The sequence below is a fragment of the Brevundimonas sp. Bb-A genome (assembly GCF_009394735.1).
Classification (GTDB): Bacteria; Pseudomonadota; Alphaproteobacteria; order Caulobacterales; family Caulobacteraceae; genus Brevundimonas; species Brevundimonas aurantiaca.
The window spans coordinates 643832-662884 of record NZ_CP045456.1; the positions used below are offsets into that span (position 1 = coordinate 643832).

A 19053-nucleotide genomic window follows, 5' to 3' on the forward strand; every position below is an offset into this window, starting at 1 on the left:
TCGGGGACTGTCCATGATCCGCTCATCCGCCGCCGTGCTCGCGGCCCTTCTCGCCTCCACCAGCCTGACCTCGGTATCCATGGCCCAGACCGCCCCCTCCGCCCCGGCCTTTGCGACCAGCGAGGCGAGCGACCCCTATGTCTGGCTGGAGGAGGTCGAGGGCGAGCGGGCCATGGAATGGGTCAAGGCGCACAACGCCCACTCCCTGGGCGTGCTGCAGGGCGATCCCCGCTATGAAACCCTGCACCAGCAGGCGCTGGAGATCGTCCAGTCGCGCGACCGCATCCCCGCGCCGGGCTTCACCCACGACGGCCATATCGACAACTTCTGGCAGGACGCCCAGCATGTGCGCGGCGTCTGGCGGCGCACGACGCTGGACTCGTACAAGACCGCCGAGCCCCAGTGGGAGACGGTTCTGGACATCGACGCCCTGGCCGAGGCCGAGAGCGCCAACTGGGTCTATAAGGGCTCGACCTGCCTGGCCCCCGAAGAGCGCTACTGCCTGATCAGCCTGTCCAACGGCGGCAAGGACGCGGTGACCCTGCGCGAGTTCGACAGCGTGACCCGCAGCTTCGTCGAAGGGGGGATCTATCTGCCGGAATCCAAGGGCGGGGCGAGCTGGATCAACAAGGACACCCTTCTGGTCGCGCGCGACTTCGGCCCTGGCACCTTGACCAACTCGGGCTATCCGATGGTGATCAAGCGGATGCGGCGCGGCGAGAATCTGGATCAGGCCGACGTCCTGTTCATGGGCGAGCCGACGGATGTGTCGGTGTCCGGCTATACGCTGCGCGACGCAGACGGGGAGCTGAAGGCGACCCTGATCAACCGGTCGATCGACTTCTATTCGTCCGAGACCTATCGCGTCACCGACGACGGGGCCGTGGTCAAACTGACCCTGCCGGCCAAGTCGGACATCACCGGCCTGGTCGCCGGCAAGCTGGTGGTTTCGCTGAAACAGGACTGGACCGCGCCGTCCGGGCAGGACTTCAAGAGCGGCGACCTGATCGCCTGGCCGCTGGACGCCTGGCTGGAAGATCCGGCGACGCCTGCCGTCCTGGTGCTGCGCCCGACCGAGCGCCAGGCGGTCGAGGGTGTGAACGCGACCCGCAACACCCTGGTCGTGGCCCTGTACGACAATGTGCGCGGTTCGGTTCGGGTCTATCGTCCCGGCGAGACCGAATGGACCTATTCGACCCTGGACCTGCCGCAGAACGTCTCGGTCGGCGTCGGCTCGGCGTCTGAGGTGGACGACAAGGTCTTCGTCAGCGTCACCGGCTATCTGAACCCGTCCAGTCTGTGGCTGGCCGATGCGGCGACCGGAGCGGTCGATCAGGTCAAGTCGATGCCGGCCAAGTTCGACGCCACCGGCATGACGGTGGACCAGCACGAGGCCCGCTCGGCCGACGGGACCATGATCCCCTATTTCGTGGTTCATAAGGCGGACATGCCGCTGGACGGGTCCAACCCCACCCTGCTGTACGGCTATGGCGGCTTCGAAAGCTCGTTGTTGCCCGGCTATTCGGCCACGGTCGGCAAGCTGTGGCTGGAGCGGGGCGGGGTCTATGTCATCGCCAATACGCGCGGCGGCGGCGAGTTCGGCCCGCGCTGGCACGAGGCGGCCCTGCAGCAGAACCGCCAGCGCGCGCACGAGGACTTCCAGGCCGTGGCTCTGGACCTGATCGCGCGCGACATCACCAGCCAGCCGAAGCTGGGGATCATGGGGGGCTCGCAGGGCGGGCTGTTCATGGGGGCGATGCTGACCCAGAGGCCGGACCTGATCAACGCCGCCGTCATCCAGGTGCCCCTGTTCGACATGCTGCGCTTCCACAAGCTCTTGGCCGGCGCCTCGTGGATCGGGGAATACGGCAACCCCGACGTTCCCGAAGAACGCGCCTGGATCCAGGCCTATTCGCCCTATCAGAACCTGCGGGCGGGCCAGCCCTATCCCGAGGTCTTCATCCACACCTCGACCAAGGACGACCGGGTCCACCCGGGACACGCCCGCAAGGCGGCGGCGCGTCTGGAAGAGCTGGGCTATCCGGTCCTGTTCTACGAGAACACCGACGGCGGCCATGCGGCGGGGGCCAACCTGCAAGAGACGGCGCGGCGGTTGGCGCTGGAATACACCTATCTGTCGCGGCGGCTGATGGACACGCCGGCGAAGGAGTAAGGTCTCTCTTCGCTCATCCCCGCGAAAGCGGGGACCCAGTGCTTTCGCGAGGTTCGGCGGCTGGGATCCAGTTCAGTACACATGGGCGGCGCCGAACGCCCAAAGGTCTGGGTCCCCGCTTTCGCGGGGATGAGCGGAGTTTTTAAATGCGTCACCTGATCCTGTCCGCCGCCATTCCGGCGCTTCTGATGGGAGCCTGTGCGAGCACGCCCGTTGCGATCGGTTCAGATGAAGTCGTCGTATCGACCAACGACGCTCCCCCGCCGCACTTCCCCCGCGACCTGACCCCGGCCGGCGTCGCGGCGGCCGACGACCATCTGGCGCTGGAGCAGGTGGACGGGGCCGAGGCCATGGCCTTCGTCGCCGAGGAGAACCGCAAGTCCCTGGCCACCCTGACCGGCGACCCGCGCTATGAGACCTTCCGGGCCGAGGCCCAGGCCATCCTGACCGCCACCGACCGCATCCCCGGCCCGTCCTTCCTCGGCGACGGCGTCGGCAACTTCTGGCAGGACGCGACCAATCCCAAGGGCGTCTGGCGTCGCACGACGCTAGAGAGCTACCGCACCGCGACCCCGCAGTGGGAGACCCTGCTGGACATCGACGCCCTGTCGAAAGCCGAGGGCAAGGACTGGGTGTTCAAGGGCGCCGATTGCCTGGCGCCGGACGAGACCCGCTGCCTGATCAATCTGTCGGACGGCGGCAAGGATGCGGTGGTGGTGCGCGAGTTCGACCTGACCACCAAGCGTTTCGTGGACGGGGGCTTCAACCTGCCCGAGGGCAAGCACCGGATCGAATGGCTGGACCGCGACACGCTCCTGGTCGCCACCGACTTCGGACCCGGCAGTCTGACGGAGTCCGGCTATCCCTTCATCGTCAAGACCCTGAAGCGGGGCCAGACCCTGGCCCAGGCGGTCGAAGACTATCGCGGCGACGCCTCGGACGGCGGCTACGGCGTCAGCCCGGCGGTCTATCGCGACAAGACCGGCCGGGTCACGGCGGTGATCATCACCCGCCCGTTGGACACCTTCCGCTCCGAAACCTGGATGATGGCCCATGACGGATCGACGGTGAAACTGGCCCTGCCGGACCGGGTCAGCGTCTTCGGAGCGCAGGGGGGCCTGCTGATCGTCTCGAATGACGAGGCCTGGACCTTCAACGGCCTCGCCTACAAGCCCGGTTCCCTGCTTTCCATACCCTTGAACCATCTGCGGTCCGACCGCGACGATCTGAGCGTCAGCAACCAGGCCCTTCTGATCTATGAGCCGGCCGCCCGTCAGTCGTTGGGCGACGTGCGGGTGCTGGATCGCCAGGTCGTCGCCTCCCTGTCCGACAATGTGGCCGGGCGGCTGGCGATCTTCGAGAACCGGGGCGAATTCGGCTGGCGCCGCCAGGATGTGGCGACGCCAGAAAACATCGCAGTGGGCCTGGGCGACTCCTCCAAGTCCAAGGGCCAGGTCTTCGTCTCGACCCAGGGCTTCCTGACCCCGCCGACCCTGAGCCTCGCCTCGGTCGGCTCCACCACCCTGACCGAGCTGAAATCCGCTCCGGCCAAGTTCGACGCCTCGACCCATGTGGTGGAGCAGTACGAGGCGACCTCGACCGACGGGACCAGCATCCCCTATTTCATCACCCGCCCGCGCGACATGAGGCTGGACGGGTCGAACCCGACGATCCTGTTCGGCTACGGCGGGTTCCAGGTCAGTCTGAACCCGGCCTACAAGCCCGAGATGGGCAAGCTGTGGCTGGAGCGGGGCGGGGTCTTCGTTCAGGCCAATATCCGCGGCGGCGGCGAGTTCGGGCCCGACTGGCACCAGGCGGCCCTGGACGGAAACCGCCAGAAGGCCTTCGACGACTTCGCCGCCGTGGCGCGCGACCTGGAGCGGCGCGGGATCACCAGCCCGCGTCGTCTGGGCATCTATGGCCGGTCGAACGGCGGGGTGCTGACCTCGGTGTCGATCACCCAGCACCCGGAGCTGTTCAACGCCGCAGTGATCGAGAGCCCGCTGATCGACATGCTGCGCTATCACGAGCTGCCGGCCGGCGCCTCCTGGATCGGCGAATACGGCGATCCGCGCATTCCTGAGGAGGCGGAATGGATCGCCCGATATTCGGCCTATCAGCAGCTGCGGCCGGACGTGGACTATCCGCGCGTCTACATCACCACCAACACCCGCGACGACCGGGTGCATCCGGGCCATGCGCGCAAGTTCGCCGCCCGGCTGGGCGACCAGGGCCACGACCATCTCTATTATGAGGACACGGCCGGCGGCCATTCGAACGACGCCGACCCCGTGGCCAACGCGCGGCGCTGGGCCCGCCACTATGTCTATCTCTCCCAGCAGCTGATGGACTGAACGCCGCCGCAGGCGAGGGTCACGCACTTATGACCCCCGCCTGCGCGCCCGGCGGTTAAGAACGTCGCCATGAGACACAGGATCGGGATCATTGCAGCGGCAATCACGGCGGGCGCCGCCCTATGCGCTGGATCGGTCGCCCAGCCCGCCGCCTCGCGGCCGGGGCGGCACGCCGTCGCCGCCGGACCGCCGGTGGTGGTCGAACTGTTCACCGCCCAGGGGTGCGGCGCCTGTCTGGAGGCCAATGCCACGGTCGAACGGGCTGCGGCCGAGCCGCGCGTCATCGCCCTGACCTACGGGGTCGACTATTGGGACTATCTGGGCTGGACCGACACCTTCGCCCGGCCTGAGTTTTCTCAGCGCCAGCGGGCCTATCGCGCCGCCCTGCGTCAGCGCGGCGTCTCCACGCCCCAGGTGGTCATCGACGGCCGCCGACAGGTCTCGGGCGTGCGCGGACCTGAGCTTGAGACCGCCATCCTCGAGGCGGCGGGCCGCCGCGCTTGGCCGCCCGAGATCGAGTTCCGCCAAGGCGGCGATCAGGTCGGCGTCGGCTCGGGCCGCGTCCCGGCGGGCGGGGCCGAGGTTCTGGCCGTCACCTATACGCCCGGCGTCCAGGTGGTCGAGGTCGGTCGCGGCGAAAACCGCGGCCGCGAGGTGCGCCAGCTGAATGTGGTCCGCGACGTCACGCGCCTGGGCGACTGGCGGGGCCGGCCGATGTTGTACCCCCTGCCTCAGACGCGGGACGAGGACGCTGTGGTCGTGATGATTCAGGACAAGGCGGATCGGCGCATTCTGGGCGCCGCCGTCCGCAGGCCGACCTCCGGGTCCGGCGGGGCGGATCGAGACGGCTGAAGCCGAGGCGGATCAGGCCCCCGCCTTCTTGGCAAACGTCCAGGCCGCCTCGCTGAGCGGCCCGACCTGGGCGGCCATGCTGCGAGCGTGGGCGCTGGCCGCCGTGCCGTCGCGGACACGGCCGGCGATGCCCTGGCAGATGGCGGCGAGACGGAACAGATTATAGGCGTAGAGCCACTCGAGATCGGCAGGTCGCATCCCAGTGGCGGCGGCGTAGCGGTCCACCGTTTCCTCGACCGAGGGAATGCCCAGGGCCTCCAGATCGGCGCCGGCGAGGCCGTTTCGCAGGCTGGCGGGGATGGCCCAGGCGATCAGCAGATAGGAGAAGTCGGCCATGGGGTCGCCCAGGGTCGACAGCTCCCAGTCCAGAACGGCGCGGACGTCCGCCCGATCTTCAGCCAGGATCATATTGTCCAGGCGGAAGTCGCCGTGGACGATGCGGCAGGGACCCTCCGGCGGCAGGCTGGTCGGCAGGAAATCGATCAGTCGGTCCATGGCGGGAACGGCCTCGGTCTCCGAGGCGCGATACTGTTTGGTCCAGCGGCCGACCTGACGGGCGAAATAGTTGCCGGCCTTGCCATAGTCGGCCAGGCCGATGGCGGCGGGATCGAAGGCATGAAGCCGGGCCAGGGCGTCGGTCTGGGCGTGATAGATGGCCCGGCGCTCGGCGGGGCTGAGGCCGGGCAGTTTCAGATCCCAGAAGATACGGCCCTCCACCTTGTCCATCACATAGAAGATCGAGCCGATGACGCCCTCGTCCAGGCAGAGGGCGTGGGGCCTGGCCACGGGAAAGCCCTGAGCGGCCAGGGCGGAGATGACCTGGAATTCGCGATCGACGGCGTGGGCGCTGGGCAACAGCAGGCCCGGCGGCTTGCGGCGCAGCACATAGGCGGCGGTCGGGGTGGTCAGCTCATAGGTGGGATTGGACTGACCGCCCTTGAACTGGCGCACCGTCAGAGGGCCGGCGTAGCCCGCGACGTTTTCGGTCATCCAGGCGTCCAGCCCCGCCTCGTCCAGCCGATAGCGGGGATCGACCTCGCGCGTGCCGGAAAAGGCGGCTTGAGCATCCTGAAGAGGCGCGTCGGCGGCGGAGGCGTCGGTCATGTACAGCCCAGTCGGTTCTTTCAGCGTTTCCCTAGAGCCGCCCGCGTCTTAGGCGCGCTCCGGCGCGGCGATGATGGCGGCCTTGACCGCGCGACGCCAGCCCGAAAGCAGACGGTCGCGTTCGTCGGGCTTCATCCGGGGCTTCCAGCAGGCCGGGGCCTCAACCGGACGGGCTTCGAGATCGGAAATCAGACCCACGCCCAGGGCCGCCAGACGCGCGGCGCCCAGGGCCGTCATCTCCTGGAAGGCCGGACGTTCGACCTCGACCTCGCAGATGTCGGCGACGAACTGCATGGCGAAACTGTTGGCGGTGACGCCGCCGTCCACCTTCAGGGTCTTCAGCGGCGGGGCGCCGTCCTGGGCCAGGGCGTCGAGCAGGTCGCGGGTCTGATAGGCCAGGGCTTCCAAGGCGGCGCGGACGAAATGGGCCGGGCCTGAATCCCGCGTCAGCCCGACCACGGTCCCGCGCGCCTCCGGCTCCCACCAGGGGGCGCCCAGGCCGGTGAAGCCGGGGACCAGATAGACCCCGCCGTTGTCGGCCAGGCTCTGGGCCAGGGCTTCGGACTGGCGGGATTCGGAGATCAGCTTGACCCCGTCCCTCAGCCACTGGATCGCCGAACCGGCCGAGAAGATCGACCCCTCCAGCGCATAGGCGGTGCGGCCCTCGGCCCGGTAGCCGAGCGTGCCGAGCAGACGACGGGTCGAGGCGACCGGCGTCTCGCCGACATTGGCCACCAGAAAGGCGCCGGTGCCATAGGTGATCTTGGCGTCACCGGATTTCAGCGCGCCGTGGCCGACCAGGGCGGCCTGCTGGTCGCCGGCCGATCCGGCGATGGGCAGGGGGCGGCCGAACAGCGCCGGATCGGTCTCGCCGATCAGGCCGGCGCAGGGGACGACGGCGGGGAGGGCCTGGCGCGGCACGTCGAACAGGACGCACAGGTCGTCGCGCCACTCGACCGTCTTCAGATCCATCAGGGCCGTCCGGGCCGCATTGGTCGCATCGGTGGCGTGAACCCGGCCGCCGGTCAGTTTCCAGATCAGCCAGGCGTCGATCGTACCCAGCTTGACCTCGCCCCGCGCCGCCCGATCGCGCGCCCCCGGCACGGCGTCCAGCAGCCAGGCGAACTTGGTCGCCGAGAAATAGGGATCGAGGATCAGGCCGGTGGCGGACTGGACACCCGGCTCACGCCCCTCGGCGGTCAGGCGGGCGGTCACCTCGGCGGTGCGGCGGTCCTGCCAGACAATGGCGCGGCAAAGGGGTTCGCCGGTCGCTGCGTCCCAGATCACCGAGGTTTCGCGCTGGTTGGTTATGCCTATGGCGGCGAACCGGTCGACGCCGCCCGCCTGGCGCACCACTTCGCGGCAGGTCTGCAAGGTCGCGGACCAGATTTCGCCCGCGTCATGCTCGACCCAGCCGGAGTGGGGGAAATGCTGGGCGAGTTCGATCTGGCTGACGGCGACCGGGCGCAAGTCGTGGCCCCGGACCTCGAAGGCGATGGCCCGGGTCGAGGTGGTGCCCTGGTCGATGGCGAGGATCAGGCTCATTGTCTTTCTCTCCCTGCGCCGTCTTGGGCGACGCCTGCGGTCGGGCTAAGGGGAGCATATGACGACGCACCTGCCCAGCTATGAAGGCGTTCTCGACGCCGCCCGCCAGATCGACGGTGTCGCCGTCCGCACGCCCCTGATCGAGAGCCCCGCCCTGAACGCCGTGGTCGGCGGCCGGGTTCTGATGAAGGCGGAGAACCTGCAAAGGGCCGGGGCCTTCAAGTTTCGCGGCGCCTATAACCGCATCAGCCGGCTGAATGCCCAGGAAAAGGCGCGCGGGGTCGTGGCCTTCTCGTCCGGCAATCATGCCCAGGGCGTGGCCGCCGCCGCGGCTCTGGTGGGATCTCCGGCGATCATCGTCATGCCGTCGGACTCGCCCCAGGTGAAGGTCGAGGGGGTGATCGGTTTCGGCGGCGAGGTGCGGCTCTACGATCGCTGGACCGAGAGCCGGGAAGAGATCGGCGCCGCCATCGCCGCCGAGCGGGGCTGCGTCCTGGTGCCGCCGTTCGACGATCCCTTCATCATCGAGGGCCAGGGGACGACGGCGCTGGAGATGCTGGACCAGGCCGACGCGCCGATGGACCAGCTGTTGTGCGGCGCCTCCGGCGGGGGACTGATGGCCGGGATCAATTTGGTCATGGCCGAACGCAGTCCCGAGACCCGCGTCCTGGTGGTCGAGCCCGAAGCCTATGACGACACGGCTCGGTCGCTGGCGGCCGGGGAACGGGTCGGGCATCCGGCCGGGCCGCCCTCGATCTGCGACGCCCTGATGAGCCCCATGCCGGGGGTTATGACCTGGCCGATCAACAGGCGGCTGGCCGGTGCGGCGACCGTGTCCGACGCCGAGGTCGCCGAGGCGGTGCGGTTCGCCTTCCGCCATCTGAAACTGGTGGTGGAGCCCGGCGGGGCGGTGTCCCTGGCGGCCCTGCTGGCCGGAAAGGTCGAGGGCGCGGGCCGGACGACAGGCCTGATCCTGTCCGGCGGCAATGTCGATCCCGGGCTTTACGCCGCGATCATCGAGGGGCGGTTCGAGGGTTGACCCTTTTCACTGCTCCGGAGCTGGGTCAAGGTCTTGGAAAATAGAGAGACGGAGGAGAAGACGGCCATGACCCGGACACAGGATGTTCACGCCTTGATCGGTCAGGAAGTCGGGGTGTCCCGATGGTTCGAGATTGGTCAGGATCGGATCGACGCCTTTGCGGACTGTACCGAGGACCATCAGTTCATCCACGTCGATCCCGAGGCGGCCAGGGCGACGTCCTTCGGCGGAACCATCGCTCACGGTTTTCTGACCCTGAGTCTGGCGTCCGCCATGAGCTATGACGCCGTGGCGCCGCTGGATGGGCTGACCATGGGCGTCAACTACGGTTTCGACCGGCTGAGGTTTCTGGCGCCCGTCCCGGCGGGATCTCGCGTGCGGGGCCGGTTCCGCCTGTTGGATGCAACCGACAAAGGCGAGGGGCGCTGGCTTCTTAAACATGAATTGACGATCGAGATCGAGGGCGCCGACAAGCCGGCTCTGGTGGGCGAATGGCTCGGGATGCAGATCGTTTCCGCAGAGAGCTGAAGGTTGAGCCGCCCTCGGCGGAAGACGGGAAAAACGACGGAACTCGGACGAATCTGCGTGTGAAGGCCAATTACATCTGTAGCATCAATGGCACGGCGCCTCATTTCGGGGCTTGCGTCGTCAAGTTTCAGCCTCGACCTTCCACGGCAACGCTGGTAAGAGCCGCCTAGGCGGTAAGATCCGCCCTAGGTTCTAACAGGCGGAGGGCTATACCCTATGCGTATGAAGACTATCGTGCTGGCCTCCAGCGCAGCGGCCGCCCTGGCCCTGTCGGCTGGCGCGGCCTCGGCAGATCCCAACGGTTGGTATGGCGCGATCGACGCCGGCTACCACATGATCGACGACATCAACGCCGAGTCGTCGACGACCGGCGCGAACTGGAACTATGAGGTGAACAACGGCTGGGCGGCCTTTGCTCGCCTGGGTTATCGCTTCAACCCCAACTGGCGCGTCGAGCTCGAAGGCGGCTACCGCTCGGGCGACATCGGCACGGTGCGCGCCGTTTCGGGCACTCAGGGTCTGTGCAATCTGACCCCGGCGACGGGCGGCTGCTATTCGCCGGAAGGCGACATCGAGTCCGCCACCCTGATGGCCAACGTCATCTATGACTTCGGCTATGAAGCCTGGGGCGTGCGTCCCTTCGTCGGCCTGGGCGCCGGTGTGAACCACGTTGCCACAAACATGCTTGGCAACCAGCGCGCCAATCGCGCCGCGACCATTGATGTCGACGACAACTCGACCAAGTTCGCCGCCCAGGCGATCGCCGGTCTGGCCTGGGCCGTCAGCGACCGCGCCAACATCGACCTGACCTACCGCTATCTGACGGGCGACGCCTCTTGGGAATCGGTTTCGGCCGGTGTGACGGGCGCGACCCAGTTCGGCGAATGGGACGGCGACTACGACCAGTCGCACACCGTGACCCTGGGCCTGCGCTACAGCTTCGGCGCCGAAGAAGCGGCCCCGCCGCCTCCGCCGCCTCCGCCGCCCCCGCCGCCTCCGCCGCCTCCGCCCCCGCCGCCCCCGCCGCCGGTTCCGCAGACCCCGGCCGCGCGTCAGTTCGTGGTCTATTTCGACTGGGATCGCTCGGACCTGACGGCTGAGGCTCGCTCGGTCGTGACCCAGGCCGCCAACTACGCCAAGACGGGCCGTCCGACCCGCGTCCTGATCGTCGGCTACACCGACACCTCGGGCTCGGCCGCCTACAACGTCGGCCTCTCGAACCGTCGTTCGCGCACCGTCGCGGACGCCTTGGTCGCCCAAGGCGTCAACGGCGGCGTCATCGCCCTCGACGGCAAGGGTGAAACCGCCCTGGCCAAGCCCACCGCCGACGGCGTGCGCGAACCGCTCAACCGTCGCGCCACCATCGACATCAACTTCTAAGACAGGCGAAGGATCGACCCGGTTTCACCGGGTCGATCCCGCCGATCTCGAAGCTGAAGAGCTGAACGCCGTCTCCGAAAGGGGGCGGCGTTTCTGTTTGCGGAGGGGGTGTCTGCGACAGGTCGCCCCCCGTGCCGTGTTTTCCAGCATGTGGCGGCGAAGAGGACGGAGGGGCGGCGCGGCGTCTCAGCCGGCTGTATTGGTCAGAGCCGGAGTTTGCGCGGCGGATGTAGGCAGAGAGGGGGCGAGAAGGGCCTCGCCGGCCGTGATCACGAGGGTGGCGCTCAGGACGGCGCAGATCACAGCGACTGCTGCGAGTGTCAGACTCTTGGCCAGGTCCCGGTCATCCGGCGTCATGGTTCCTCCCCCGACGTCCTTCTGGGAGGATCACGACGCGCGCGGGGATGCAAGTCACGGAACGGTGTCAGGCGGACAAAGGCGGCGTCGCGAGACGCCGCCTTCCGGATTGCGGATTTTTCTGAAAGTCTCAGCCGGTGAAAGGCCGGATCAGAATCTCGACGCGGCGGTTCTGGGCCTTGCCTTCGGGAGTTGCATTGGACGCCACGGGGTTCCGGGAACTGGCGCCGGCGACATAGAGGCGCTCGGCCAGGACGCCGCGACGCACGAGTTCCGCCGCCACGCTGCTGGCGCGGCGCTCCGACAGGGGCTGGTTGATCGCATCGCCACCCGAGGAATCCGTATGACCGATCACGTCGATGGTGGAGCGATCATATTCCTGCAGCACCCGGGCGACGTCATCGAGCACGGGCAGGAAGCGCGGGTCGATCGAATACTGGTTGGTGGCGAAGGTGACGTCGGACGGCATGCGGAGCACCAGATTGTCGCCCTGGCGCGCCACGCCGACGCCGGTGCCGGAGAGCTGAGCCTCCATGGCGCGTTGCTGGCGGTCCATATACTGACCGACCGCAGCACCGCCCAGCGCGCCGACGCCCGCGCCGATCAGGGCGTTCTTACGACCCTGTTCCCCGTTGGATGTATTGGTCAGATAGCCGAGCAGGGCTCCGCCCAGGGCGCCCGCGATGGCGCCGGTTCCGGTGTTGTTGCGGACGGGGGTCGAGCGATAGGGGTCGGTGGTGGTGCAGGCCGCCGCGCCCAGTAGGGCGGCGATGGAGACACCGGCGACGAAAATCTTGGCGCGCATGGATTGGTCCTTCCGATTGGCAGTCTGGCGCGAGAAACGCCCCCCTACTGTCTAGGTTCCAAGCTGTACCTTAGGTGAACGGGCGAGCGGTTCTTGCGGGACCGACGGCTTGAACCTGACAGGGGCGCGGAATGGGGGTAAGGAACCGCCGCACATTGTCTGAACAAGGACGACGCCCGTGAGCGCGATCTCGGCCCCAACCGCCGCCTCAACCATCACCCCTGTCTCCATGACCTTGTATGACGAGGATTTTCAGGCGTTCAGCGATGAGCTGGGCGCCTCCTTCACCCGGTTCGGCTTTGGGGTTGTGGCCGACCATGGTCTGGACGAGGCGCGTATCGCCGCCGCGATCGACGCCGCCAAGACCTTCTTCGCCCTGCCGGAAGCCACCAAACGCCAGTACCACCAGCCGGGAACCGGCGGGGCGCGGGGCCTGACCCCTTTCGGGGTCGAGGCGGCCAAGGGGGCGACCGCCGTGGATCTGAAGGAATTCTGGCACGTTGGTCGCGAACTGCCGCAGGACCATTCTTATCGCCGCTTCATGCGCGACAACCTTTGGCCCGAGGAGGTGCCCGGTTTCCGCGACCATCTTTACGGCATGTATGAGGATCTCGACGCGCTGGGGCGGCGCATTCTCCGGGCCATCGCGCGGTACCTCAAGCTGAGCGACGACTATTTTGACGACAAGGTCGAGATGGGCAACAGCGTCCTTCGCATGTTGCACTATCCGCCGGTGCCCGCCGATGCGCCGGGCGTGCGGGCCGGCGCGCACGAGGACATCAACGTCATCACCCTGCTGCTGGGCGCCGAAGAGGCTGGGCTGCAGCTGAAGGAGAAGGACGGCAGCTGGCTGGACATCGCGCCGCCGGCGGGCGCCCTGGTGGTCAATATCGGCGACATGCTGCAACGGTTAACCAACCACGTCCTGCCGTCGACGACGCACCGGGTGGTCAATCCCGCGCCCGAACGTCGGGGCTTCGCCCGCTATTCGACGCCCTTCTTCCTGCATTTCAACCCGGACTTCCCGATTGAGACGCTGCCGAGCACGATCACGCCGGACAATCCCGATCGCTATGCCGGCAAGACCATTCTGGCAGAGGACTATCTGACCGAACGTCTGCGCGAAATCCGCCTGCTCTGAGGCGAGTCGTCCCTAGCGGGAGATGCGCAGCCGGGTGATGTCCCGTCCGATGTCTCGGAAGGCGTCGGAAAGGTCGGTGGAGCTGGACGCCTGGAAAGCCCGGTCGGGGTTGGTGGCGCACCGCGCCATCAGCTCGCCGGCGGAATCGATCGGACCGGTCATATTCTGGGCTGCGCCGATATCGAAGCCGACCGTATAGACGATGACGCCGGCGGCCTTCATGTTTTGACAGAGCCGATAGGCTTGGTCGAAGGAAGAGCCGTTGGTGGCGGGCTGGTTGATATGGGTGTCCGCCCCGCCGCTGCCGACCCCTGCGTCTCCGGCGATCACGCCCCGGAAATAGGGGGTGTTGAACTCCCCGTCGGTCATCAGCACGACGGCCTTCAAGGTCTTGGTCGAGTCATAGGCGGCGGGCGCGCCTGCGCCTGACCACAGGCCGAAGGTCGGCGAAACCAGATACCAGCCCCAAGCCAAACCGATATGGCCCGCCGTCGATCCGACCGCCGACATTCCGTTGATGGCGTCGGTCAGGGTCTTCTTGACGTTGGTCAGGGGGACGATTCGGGAGGCCGGGCAGGCGTTGCCGGTTCCGGCGTAGCTTCGTCCAACCCAGGACGAGGTGGACGGGGCCGCATCCGTATAGGCCTGCGCCCCGGCTCTTTCCGACACGCAGGTCGTTCCGGGAAAGCGCGTCCAGGTTCCTGCCGCATTGACGAAATCTCGGTTCGAACAGCCGTCCACGCCGCAGACCAGCTGGCCGCCCGACGTATAGGCGGCTCCGCCCATGGGGGCGTTCGCCAATTGGGCTTGAGAGGCGTCGAGCGCCAAGGTCGCCGTGGTCGCGCTGACGCCGGCGACGCGGAAACCGATGTCATTCAACTGGCTGAGGCCGCCCATGCCGCTCAGGACAGCGGCGTCCCCATCGGGCGAGAGGCCGTGGCGGGCCATTGTAATGACGATGTTGCAGTCCGCCCGGGCGCATTTGGCGACATAGGCCCGGCCTGAGAAGGCGGAATAGTAGCGGGTGTCCCTATCGACGAGGCTGAAGGTGTTTGTCGTGGCGTTGCCAACTGTAAGAGCTATGCCGTTCAGGCCCCCCATCGTCTCCGCGCTCCAGATCGTCACGATGTCGCCGTTTTTGAACCCGTGCTTCGAAGCGGTGACCACCGGGGTGTAGGCGCGGGTGATGCTGGTGATCGTCTTGACCGAGCCCGTCAGCCAGGTCGCCGCGGTGATGGATTGGGTGCTGGAGGCGAGCGCTCCGCGCGCCCTATCAGCATAGGTGTCGCCTACATTGACGCCCATGGAATATGGAGCCAGGGCCACCTTGGAATAGAAGGGCGACTGGTTGTCTTGGACGACGATGTCGATCAGCTCCTTGGCCGCCGACTTCAGATTGTCGATCTTGCGGCCGCTTGAGCAACTGGCGGCGCAGTCGTTCATCGAGCCGGTGATGTCCAGGACCAGGGCCACCTCCACATCGCGCGAGGAGCGGTTGACCTCGGATCGCACCGAGACGGGCAGGGTGTCGTCCAGCAGTTGGCCGTAGGGCGGAAGCACGATGTTGGCGACCAGGGTCTTTACCCGCCCCTGAGCGGTGGCGATGACGACGCTCTTGTCGTTCATGGCGACCTGAACGTCGCCGTCCTGAACCGGCTCGAGCTCAATCCCCTTCAGATTGGCGCGAAGATTGACCAGGGTGATGCTCTTCAGCTCTTCCGGCGTCGTATAGGGAGACCGCGCGGCGGCCAGGGCGGCGGCGTCCAGGGCGTCCTGAAACTGGGCCTTGGCCGTGGTTATGCGGTGAATGTCGACGCCGCCCAGGGCCAGCATGACGATGACGGGCAGGCTGAGAGCGAAGATGATCGCCACATTGCCGCGCCGGTCGCCGCCCAGCCGGAAGGCCAGGGCCCGAAGGCCGCTGAGGACCTTATGGATCGGTTGTGGCGCCAATGTCGTCGCTTCCTTACAGGCGCGCGCCGCCCGCATGAGGCCACAATGGCCTCATGCGGTTAAAGGAAGGCTGACGGATCGCGGTTAACAGACCCGGCCTAAGGACCGTCTTCAGGCCTGCGACCAGCCGCAGTCATGGCCGCGGTTTTGGACCGTCAGCCATTGATTCAAAGGGGCGAAATAGTCGGCGACCGCCGAGGCGTCGTTCCGCGTCTCGCCGGTGAAAGCCTCGAGCGCCTCGGGCCAGGGCTTGGACTGGCCCATTTCCAGCATGGCGTTGAAACGGGCGCCGACGTCCTTGTTCCCGTAAACCGAGCAGCGGTGCAGGGGGCCGGTCCAGCCGGCCTGTTTGCAGGCCGCGCGCTGGAACTGGAACTGGTAGATGTGGGCCAGGAAGTAGCGGGTGTAAGGGGTGTTGCCCGGCACATGGTATTTGGCGCCCGGGTCGAAGGCATTGGCCGGTCGCGGGCCCGGCGGAACCAGGCCCTGGTATTTCAGCATGTCGGCGGTCCAGGCGGCGTTGTACTGGTCCGGCGTGGTCTCGCCGGAGAAGACGCCCCAGCGCCAGCGGTCCACCATCAGGCCGAAGGGTAGGAAGGCGATCTTGTCCAGCGCCATCTTCAGCAGGAAGGGAATGTCCTCTTCCGCCCCCGGCGTCGTCTTCAAAAGGCCGATCTGGTTCAGATAGGTGGGGGTCAGGGCCGACAGGCCGACGAAGTCGCCGATGGCCTCGTGGAAGCCGTCATTCGCGCCGTTGCGGAACAGCATCGGCTGGTTCTTGTAGGCGCGCTGGTAGTAGTTGTGACCCAGCTCGTGGTGGACGGTGTAGAAGTCGTCGCCGTTGACGTTGGTGCACATCTTGATGCGGATGTCGTCGGCGTTGTCGAGATCCCAGGCCGAGGCGTGGCAGACGACCTCACGGTCGCGGGGGCGCACGATCTGGCTGCGTTCCCAGAAGGTCTGGGGCAGAGGATCGAGGCCCAGCGAAACGTAGAAGCCTTCGCCCGTCCTGACCATTTTCACCGGGTCGTAGTCGGCGGATTTGAGCAATTCGGTCAGGTCGTAGCTGGAGGCGCCGCCGCTGGTCGGGGCCACGACATCATAGATATTGCCCCATTGCTGCGACCACATATTGCCCAGCAGATCAGCGCGGATCGGGCCGTGGTCGGGTTGAACGGCGTCGCCGTATTTGGCGTTCAGCCGGGCGCGGACATAGCAGTGAAGGTTCTCGTAGAAGGGCTTGACCTGGGCCCAGAGCCGATCGGTCTCCTCGGCGAAGTCGTCGGCGGGCATGTCGTAGCCCGAGCGCCACAGGGCGCCGGTGTCGGAAAAGCCCAGTTCGCGCGCCCCCTCGTTGGCGATCTCGACCATGCGGGCGTAGTCGTTCTTCATCACCGGCGAGATGGTGCGCCAGCCTTCGTAAAGGGCCTTGGTTTCGTTCGGGTCGCGGCTGTCGGCCAGGATCAGCGAGGCCTCGTCCAGGGTAATCTGCCGTCCCTTGAAGTCGAACTTGCCGGTCGAATAGGTCGAATCCAGACGGGTGGCGATCTGCGACAGCTCCTCGGCGGCGCCGGGGCGGTTCGGGGCGGGCAGGACGATGCCGAGCCGCAGCAGGTTCAGCTTGCGGCGGACCACCGGATCGACTGCGACGTCGTTGAACTTGGCCGCCTGGTTGGCGAACTGGACCTGGAGTTCGGTCGCCTCGGCGTTGACCTTGGATTCCAGCCACATGGTGTCGAAGGTGATGTTGGTGGCCCGGGCCCACTGCACCCGGGCGGCGTATTCGCCGAAGGTCAGCATCTTGGCCTCGGCGTCGGCGACGAACTGGGTCGCGCCTTCGGCGGTCGTGGGGTAGTCGGCCCTCAGGCCGGTGGCGGTGACCGGGGCGGGAGTGAAGGTCTGGGCGCCGGCTTCGGCCTGAAGCGGCAGAGCCTTGTCCGGGGTCGGGGCGGCGGCGCAGCCGGCGGCGAAGGCGAGGGCGCAGACCGCAGCGGCGGTCGTCATCTGACGCTTCATGATGGATCTCCTGAACAGCGGGCGCAGGAGAGGCCAGGGGCGGCGCCGCGTCAAGCGGGGCGGTTCAGCCGACTGTGTTGCAGGCTGTCGGCCTGCGGCCTGCTAGAGCCGGACGCAGCTGTCCAGTCCGTCATTGCGCACCGTTCCCATGGCGGCCTGGATTCGGGCGGCGCGGCGACGGACATAGGGGCCGGGTGCGGCCGCCTTGTAGCGGCGCGGCGCGGGCAGGATGGCGGCCAGGCGCGCCGCCTCGCGCCGGGTCAGGTCGGCGGCGTCCTTGCCGAACCAGTGTTGCGCCGCCGCCTGGGCGCCATAGACGCCCGGCGCCCATTCGACGACGTTCAGATAAACCTCCATGATCCGCCGCTTGGACCAGACGGTCTCGATCAGGACGGTGTAGCCCGCCTCAAAGCCTTTGCGGATCCAGTCGCGGCCGGGCCACAGGAAGACGTTCTTGGCCGTCTGCTGGCTGATGGTGGAGCCGCCCCGGATGCGCCCGCCCTCGGCGTTATGATCCAGCGCCTTCTGGATGGCCTCCATGTCGAAGCCGTGGTGGCTGCAGAAGCGGGCGTCCTCGGCGGCGATGGCGGCGTCGACCAGATGGGGCGAAATCTGCTTCAGCCCGCGCCACTGGTAGTCCAGCCCCTCGCCGCGCACGGCCTGGCGCAGCATCAGGATGGTGGGCAGGGGCGGGAAGAGGGCGACCCAGAGGACGCCGCCGACCGGCACGGCGGTCAGGATGGCGGCGGCGATGACGACCGCCCGGAGCCAGGATGGACGAGGCCACCTCGCCATCAGAGGATCGCCACCCCGGCGGCCCCGTCCTCGTCGGCCCAGGCGACCGTATCAGCCGCCGGGCTGAGGCAGAGGGCGACGATGACCGGGCCCTTGTCGGCCTTGACGACGTTCAGGCCCTGGGCGGCCGGATGGGCGACCCAGACCCGGCCGTCGGTCAGGCCGGCGGCCAACAGGCCGTGGTTCACGCGGGCCGAGACCAGATTGATCAGGCTGGCCTCGTCATAGCCGATCTCGGTCGCCTCGCGGCCCATCGGGCCGTTGGAGCCGATGAAGGGCCAAAGCACGGCGCCCTGCGCCCCGGACGTCGCCAGGAGTTGGCCGTTGGCGAGGAAGGCCAGGGAGCGGACCTTGGACGGATAGCCGCCCATCCGCAGGTTCTTGGCGTCTTTCAGCCGCCAGCCGTGCATCTGATTGTCCTGCATGGTGGTGACGACGAAGGCGCCGTCCGGCGAAAAGGCGACGCCGGTGTGCGACCCGGCCCAGCTCAGCCTGGTCGGCTGCTGCTTCTCGATCCGGGCGTACCAGAGGGCCGCGCCGCCGTAGGTCGAGGCGGCGATGCGCCGCCCCTTGGGCTCGAAAGCCACACCCGAGACGGTGCGCTCGTGCTGGAAATCCCGCCGGAAGCCGGTGTCGGCGGTGTCGATGACCGAAAGGGTGCGCCCCCAGGAGAAGGCGATCAGGCCGGAGGCGGGCGCGGCGTCGACGGCGTCGATCCACTGGTTCTTGGCCTCCGCGAGAACGGCGGGCTCGGCGCCGCGACGGCTCCAGACGACCTTGCCGTCGTCGCCGCCAGTGACGACGCCCTCGCCGGACGGATGGACCACGGCGCACAGGACGGCGCCGTCATGGGCCTGGGCCGTCGCGCCGTCCTCGAACCGTACCGAGCCGTCGCCGAGAGCGAAGACGGCGCCGGTGTTGTCGAACAGGGCGGCGGTGACCTGGGCGTCGAATGCGAAGTTCATGCGCGACGCGTTAGCGGGTTGCGGGGGCGGGGGCAAATGGGGGAGG

Annotated in this window: 15 protein-coding genes; 7 read left to right on the top strand and 8 right to left on the bottom strand. The window is 67.6% G+C overall.

The window, feature by feature from the left end:
- Window positions 1-13 precede the first annotated feature (13 nt).
- The 3 genes from BSP_RS03195 (at window position 14) to BSP_RS03205 (ending at window position 5379) form a co-directional block, all read left to right on the top strand.
- A complete protein-coding gene (locus tag BSP_RS03195; protein WP_152949276.1) occupies window positions 14-2173 on the top strand; it encodes a prolyl oligopeptidase family protein in 2160 nt (719 codons plus the stop codon).
- Between the two features lie 146 nt (window positions 2174-2319).
- Window positions 2320-4527, top strand: a complete 2208-nt coding sequence (locus tag BSP_RS03200; RefSeq protein WP_152949277.1) for a prolyl oligopeptidase family protein — start codon at window positions 2320-2322, stop codon at window positions 4525-4527.
- Window positions 4528-4596: 69 nt separating this feature from the next.
- Window positions 4597-5379, top strand: coding sequence for a thioredoxin family protein (locus BSP_RS03205; protein WP_054764438.1), 783 nt, complete (start codon window positions 4597-4599; stop codon window positions 5377-5379).
- Between the two features lie 12 nt (window positions 5380-5391).
- Here BSP_RS03205 and BSP_RS03210 read toward each other — a convergent pair whose 3' ends face one another.
- Together BSP_RS03210 and glpK are read right to left on the bottom strand one after the other, a co-directional pair.
- A complete protein-coding gene (locus BSP_RS03210; protein WP_054764439.1) occupies window positions 5392-6483 on the bottom strand; it encodes a phosphotransferase family protein in 1092 nt (363 codons plus the stop codon).
- 48 nt (window positions 6484-6531) lie between these two features.
- On the bottom strand, window positions 6532-8028 hold the full coding sequence (gene glpK, locus BSP_RS03215) for a glycerol kinase GlpK (RefSeq protein WP_054764440.1): 1497 nt from the start codon (window positions 8026-8028) through the stop codon (window positions 6532-6534).
- A gap of 58 nt (window positions 8029-8086) precedes the next feature.
- Between glpK and BSP_RS03220 the strand changes: the two genes are divergently transcribed.
- The 3 genes from BSP_RS03220 (at window position 8087) to BSP_RS03230 (ending at window position 10975) form a co-directional block, all read left to right on the top strand.
- Entirely contained in the window at window positions 8087-9067 is a 981-nt protein-coding gene (locus BSP_RS03220; protein ID WP_054764441.1) for a threonine/serine dehydratase, read from the top strand.
- 66 nt (window positions 9068-9133) lie between these two features.
- Window positions 9134-9595, top strand: coding sequence for a MaoC family dehydratase (locus BSP_RS03225; protein ID WP_152949278.1), 462 nt, complete (start codon window positions 9134-9136; stop codon window positions 9593-9595).
- A gap of 222 nt (window positions 9596-9817) precedes the next feature.
- Window positions 9818-10975 (top strand): OmpA family protein, encoded by a 1158-nt coding sequence (locus tag BSP_RS03230; RefSeq protein WP_054764443.1) that lies wholly within the window; start codon window positions 9818-9820, stop codon window positions 10973-10975.
- Window positions 10976-11161: 186 nt separating this feature from the next.
- Here BSP_RS03230 and BSP_RS03235 read toward each other — a convergent pair whose 3' ends face one another.
- Together BSP_RS03235 and BSP_RS03240 are read right to left on the bottom strand one after the other, a co-directional pair.
- The gene (locus BSP_RS03235) at window positions 11162-11332 is read right to left on the bottom strand and encodes a hypothetical protein (protein ID WP_152949279.1); all 171 of its coding nucleotides are present in this window, start codon (window positions 11330-11332) and stop codon (window positions 11162-11164) included.
- Between the two features lie 130 nt (window positions 11333-11462).
- Window positions 11463-12137, bottom strand: a complete 675-nt coding sequence (locus tag BSP_RS03240) for an OmpA family protein (protein ID WP_152949280.1) — start codon at window positions 12135-12137, stop codon at window positions 11463-11465.
- A gap of 229 nt (window positions 12138-12366) precedes the next feature.
- Here BSP_RS03240 and BSP_RS03245 point away from each other — a divergent pair, with 229 nt between their 5' ends.
- On the top strand, window positions 12367-13278 hold the full coding sequence (locus BSP_RS03245; RefSeq protein WP_054766791.1) for an isopenicillin N synthase family oxygenase: 912 nt from the start codon (window positions 12367-12369) through the stop codon (window positions 13276-13278).
- 12 nt (window positions 13279-13290) lie between these two features.
- Here the strand turns inward: BSP_RS03245 and BSP_RS03250 are convergent, their stop codons facing one another.
- The 4 genes from BSP_RS03250 to BSP_RS03265 form a co-directional block, all read right to left on the bottom strand.
- Entirely contained in the window at window positions 13291-15231 is a 1941-nt protein-coding gene (locus BSP_RS03250) for a pilus assembly protein TadG-related protein (protein ID WP_054764445.1), read from the bottom strand.
- A gap of 111 nt (window positions 15232-15342) precedes the next feature.
- Window positions 15343-17247, bottom strand: a complete 1905-nt coding sequence (locus tag BSP_RS03255; RefSeq protein WP_152949281.1) for a M2 family metallopeptidase — start codon at window positions 17245-17247, stop codon at window positions 15343-15345.
- A gap of 102 nt (window positions 17248-17349) precedes the next feature.
- Window positions 17350-18042, bottom strand: a complete 693-nt coding sequence (gene mtgA / locus BSP_RS03260) for a monofunctional biosynthetic peptidoglycan transglycosylase (RefSeq protein ID WP_152949282.1) — start codon at window positions 18040-18042, stop codon at window positions 17350-17352.
- Complete coding sequence (locus BSP_RS03265; protein ID WP_152949283.1) at window positions 18042-19007, bottom strand: WD40 repeat domain-containing protein; 966 nt, start codon at window positions 19005-19007, stop codon at window positions 18042-18044. Before BSP_RS03265 ends, mtgA begins: the two co-directional genes overlap by 1 nt.
- Between the last annotated feature and the right edge of the window lie 46 nt (window positions 19008-19053).

Bases quoted from the DNA above. Each gene is read 5' to 3' on its own strand.
- glpK (WP_054764440.1), bottom strand. From the start codon at position 8,028: ATGAGCCTGATCCTCGCCATCGACCAGGGCACCACCTCGACCCGGGCC.
- BSP_RS03205 (WP_054764438.1), top strand. From the start codon at position 4,597: ATGAGACACAGGATCGGGATCATTGCAGCGGCAATCACGGCGGGCGCC.
- BSP_RS03240 (WP_152949280.1), bottom strand. From the start codon at position 12,137: ATGCGCGCCAAGATTTTCGTCGCCGGTGTCTCCATCGCCGCCCTACTG.
- mtgA (WP_152949282.1), bottom strand. From the start codon at position 18,042: ATGGCGAGGTGGCCTCGTCCATCCTGGCTCCGGGCGGTCGTCATCGCC.
- BSP_RS03225 (WP_152949278.1), top strand. From the start codon at position 9,134: ATGACCCGGACACAGGATGTTCACGCCTTGATCGGTCAGGAAGTCGGG.
- BSP_RS03245 (WP_054766791.1), top strand. From the start codon at position 12,367: ATGACCTTGTATGACGAGGATTTTCAGGCGTTCAGCGATGAGCTGGGC.
- BSP_RS03195 (WP_152949276.1), top strand. From the start codon at position 14: ATGATCCGCTCATCCGCCGCCGTGCTCGCGGCCCTTCTCGCCTCCACC.
- BSP_RS03220 (WP_054764441.1), top strand. From the start codon at position 8,087: ATGACGACGCACCTGCCCAGCTATGAAGGCGTTCTCGACGCCGCCCGC.
- BSP_RS03265 (WP_152949283.1), bottom strand. From the start codon at position 19,007: ATGAACTTCGCATTCGACGCCCAGGTCACCGCCGCCCTGTTCGACAAC.
- BSP_RS03230 (WP_054764443.1), top strand. From the start codon at position 9,818: ATGAAGACTATCGTGCTGGCCTCCAGCGCAGCGGCCGCCCTGGCCCTG.
- BSP_RS03235 (WP_152949279.1), bottom strand. From the start codon at position 11,332: ATGACGCCGGATGACCGGGACCTGGCCAAGAGTCTGACACTCGCAGCA.
- BSP_RS03255 (WP_152949281.1), bottom strand. From the start codon at position 17,247: ATGAAGCGTCAGATGACGACCGCCGCTGCGGTCTGCGCCCTCGCCTTC.
- BSP_RS03210 (WP_054764439.1), bottom strand. From the start codon at position 6,483: ATGACCGACGCCTCCGCCGCCGACGCGCCTCTTCAGGATGCTCAAGCC.
- BSP_RS03200 (WP_152949277.1), top strand. From the start codon at position 2,320: ATGCGTCACCTGATCCTGTCCGCCGCCATTCCGGCGCTTCTGATGGGA.